3 protein-coding genes are annotated in these 2,697 nt (G+C 60.8%); 2 read left to right on the plus strand and 1 reads right to left on the minus strand.

All coding sequences use genetic code 11. The features are described from left to right. Window positions 1–90 precede the first annotated feature (90 nt). Window positions 91–387 (minus strand): DUF1330 domain-containing protein, encoded by a 297-nt coding sequence (locus QMX91_RS30540; protein ID WP_098964284.1) that lies wholly within the window; start codon window positions 385–387, stop codon window positions 91–93. Between the two features lie 68 nt (window positions 388–455). On the opposite strand from QMX91_RS30540, the gene ribBA reads away from it, so the two are divergent. Then, window positions 456–1,565, plus strand: coding sequence for a bifunctional 3,4-dihydroxy-2-butanone-4-phosphate synthase/GTP cyclohydrolase II (gene ribBA / locus QMX91_RS30545; RefSeq protein ID WP_098964285.1), 1,110 nt, complete (start codon window positions 456–458; stop codon window positions 1,563–1,565). Between the two features lie 375 nt (window positions 1,566–1,940). After that, a partial coding sequence (locus QMX91_RS30550) for an ABC transporter substrate-binding protein (RefSeq protein WP_282413859.1) occupies window positions 1,941–2,697 on the plus strand: 757 nt, incomplete at its 3' end.

Raw genomic sequence — 2,697 nt, forward strand, 5'->3', positions numbered from 1 at the left:
CGCGAAGGCGGTGTGTCAGTCGATAGAAATGTTGAATGATTGACCGTCTTCGCGAGCAAGCCCGCTCCCACAGGGGATTTGCGATGTTGCTTAAAGTGGAGCAATGCCCTCGACAATGACGATCTCCGCCCTCGCCCATTCCTCGCGATAACTTTTCGCCTCCTGATACGCCGCCGAGTGGTAGCACGCCACGGCCTTCTCATAGCTCTCGAATTCGATCACCACGCTACGCTGAGGAGTAGCCCTGCCCTCCAGCGCTTCGCTGCGTCCGCCCCGGGCCAGAAATTTCGCGCCGAACGCGGCGAAGGCTGCCGGTGCGCGCTGGGTGTATTGGCTGTAATGCTCGGCATCGTCGACATCCACGTGGGCAATCCAGTACGCCTTCATAGTGACCTCTTTATTGATTTTGTATTATGGTATACCAATATATTTCCAACAAACCCTGAGAGTCCAGCATGGCCTTCAACAGCATCGAAGAAATCCTCGAAGATTATCGCCTCGGCAAAATGGTCCTGCTGGTCGATGACGAAGATCGGGAAAACGAAGGCGACCTGCTGCTGGCCGCCGACTGCTGCACACCGGAGGCGATCAGCTTCATGGCGCGTGAGGCGCGCGGGCTGATTTGCCTGACGTTGACCGACGAGCACTGCCAGCGCCTGGGCCTTGAGCAAATGGTGCCGAGCAACGGCAGCGTGTTCAGTACCGCGTTTACCGTGTCGATTGAAGCGGCGGTCGGGGTCACCACTGGCATTTCTGCAGCTGACCGCGCCCGCACGGTCGCGGCCGCTGTGGCCAAAGACGCCCGCGCTGAAGACCTGGTGCAGCCTGGGCACATCTTCCCGCTGCGCGCCAAGGAAGGCGGCGTGCTGACCCGCGCCGGCCACACCGAAGCCGGCTGCGACCTTGCCCGCCTCGCCGGTTTCACCCCGGCCTCGGTGATCGTCGAGGTGATGAACGATGACGGCACCATGGCCCGCCGCCCGGATCTGGAAGTGTTCGCCCGTAAGCACGGGATCAGGATCGGCACCATCGCCGACTTGATCCACTACCGTCTGAGCACCGAACACACCATTGAACGCATCGGCGAGCGTGAACTGCCGACGGTGCATGGCACGTTCCGCCTGATCACCTTTGAAGACCGCATTGAGGGCGGTGTGCACATGGCGATGGTCATGGGCGATCTGCGCCGCGAAGAGCCGACGTTAGTACGCGTGCATGTGATCGATCCGCTGCGTGATCTGGTCGGCGCCGAGTACAGCGGGCCGAGCAACTGGACGTTGTGGGCGGCGTTGCAACGGGTCGCGGCGGAAGGTCATGGCGTTGTGGTGGTGTTGGCCAATCATGAATCGTCGCAGGCGCTTCTCGAGCGCGTGCCGCAACTGACCCAGCCGCCGAGGCAGTTCAGTCGCTCGCAATCGCGGATTTATTCGGAGGTGGGCACCGGGGCGCAGATTCTGCAGAACCTGGGGGTGGGCAAGCTGCGGCATCTGGGGCCGCCGCTGAAGTATGCGGGGCTGACCGGGTATGACCTGGAGGTGGTCGAGAGCATCCCCTTCACCGAATAACACTGCCCTCACCCCAGCCCTCTCCCGGAGGTAGAGGGAGCCGACCGAGTTGTTCTACCGCTATACATCGACCTGAAACTGCGAGTCGAACTCAAGTTTTAAACAGCATGGAAATCGGCTCCCTTTCCCCTCTCCCTTTGGGAGAGGGCTGGGGTGAGGGGCTGGTTCTAAAGTGCGCCCTATGACTCGTGCCGAGCACAGGCAAAAAACCAGAATCAACAGATAACCGGTAAGGCAAAGTGCTTGCACAAAGTTTGGAATACCATAATATGATATTCCATAGACCGGACGACCTGAAAAACCGTCCGGCTACTGCTCCCGACAGGCGGGCAACAACGCAAGCCCGCTCAAAAACACAACAATGAGGGCGTAAAAATGGTGTTGAACAAAGCTGCAACCGCAATCTTTTTTGCGGGACTGCTGAGCGTGACCGGCCAGGCTGCAATGGCCGCCGAAAGCGTGAACTTCGTCAGTTGGGGCGGTAGCACCCAGGATGCGCAGAAACAGGCCTGGGCCGATCCGTTCAGCAAGGCCAGTGGCATCACCGTGGTGCAGGACGGCCCGACCGACTACGGCAAACTCAAGGCCATGGTCGAGAGCGGCAACGTGCAATGGGACGTGGTCGATGTCGAAGCCGATTTCGCCCTGCGCGCCGCCGCTGAAGGCCTGCTCGAACCCCTCGATTTCAAAGTCATCCAGCGCGACAAGATCGACCCGCGTTTCGTCAGCGATTACGGTGTCGGCTCGTTCTTCTTCTCCTTCGTCCTCGGCTACAACGAGGGCAAGCTCGGCGCGGCCAAGCCGCAAGACTGGACCGCGCTGTTCGACACCAAGACCTACCCCGGCAAACGCGCCCTGTACAAATGGCCAAGCCCCGGCGTGCTCGAACTGGCGCTGCTGGCCGACGGCGTGCCGGCCGACAAGCTCTACCCGCTGGACCTTGATCGCGCCTTCAAAAAACTCGACACCATCAAGAAAGACATCGTCTGGTGGGGCGGCGGCGCGCAGTCGCAGCAACTGCTGGCCTCCGGCGAAGCGAGCATGGGTCAGTTCTGGAACGGCCGCATTCACGCTCTGCAGGAAGACGGCGCGCCGGTGGGTGTGAGCTGGAAACAGAACCTGGTCATGGCCG

The sequence above is a fragment of the Pseudomonas sp. PS01299 genome, assembly GCF_029960145.1.
Classification (GTDB): Bacteria; Pseudomonadota; Gammaproteobacteria; order Pseudomonadales; family Pseudomonadaceae; genus Aquipseudomonas; species Aquipseudomonas putida_A.

Excerpts from the sequence above, each read along its gene's own strand:
- QMX91_RS30540 (WP_098964284.1), bottom strand. The coding sequence starts at position 387 with ATGAAGGCGTACTGGATTGCCCACGTGGATGTCGACGATGCCGAGCAT.
- ribBA (WP_098964285.1), top strand. The coding sequence starts at position 456 with ATGGCCTTCAACAGCATCGAAGAAATCCTCGAAGATTATCGCCTCGGC.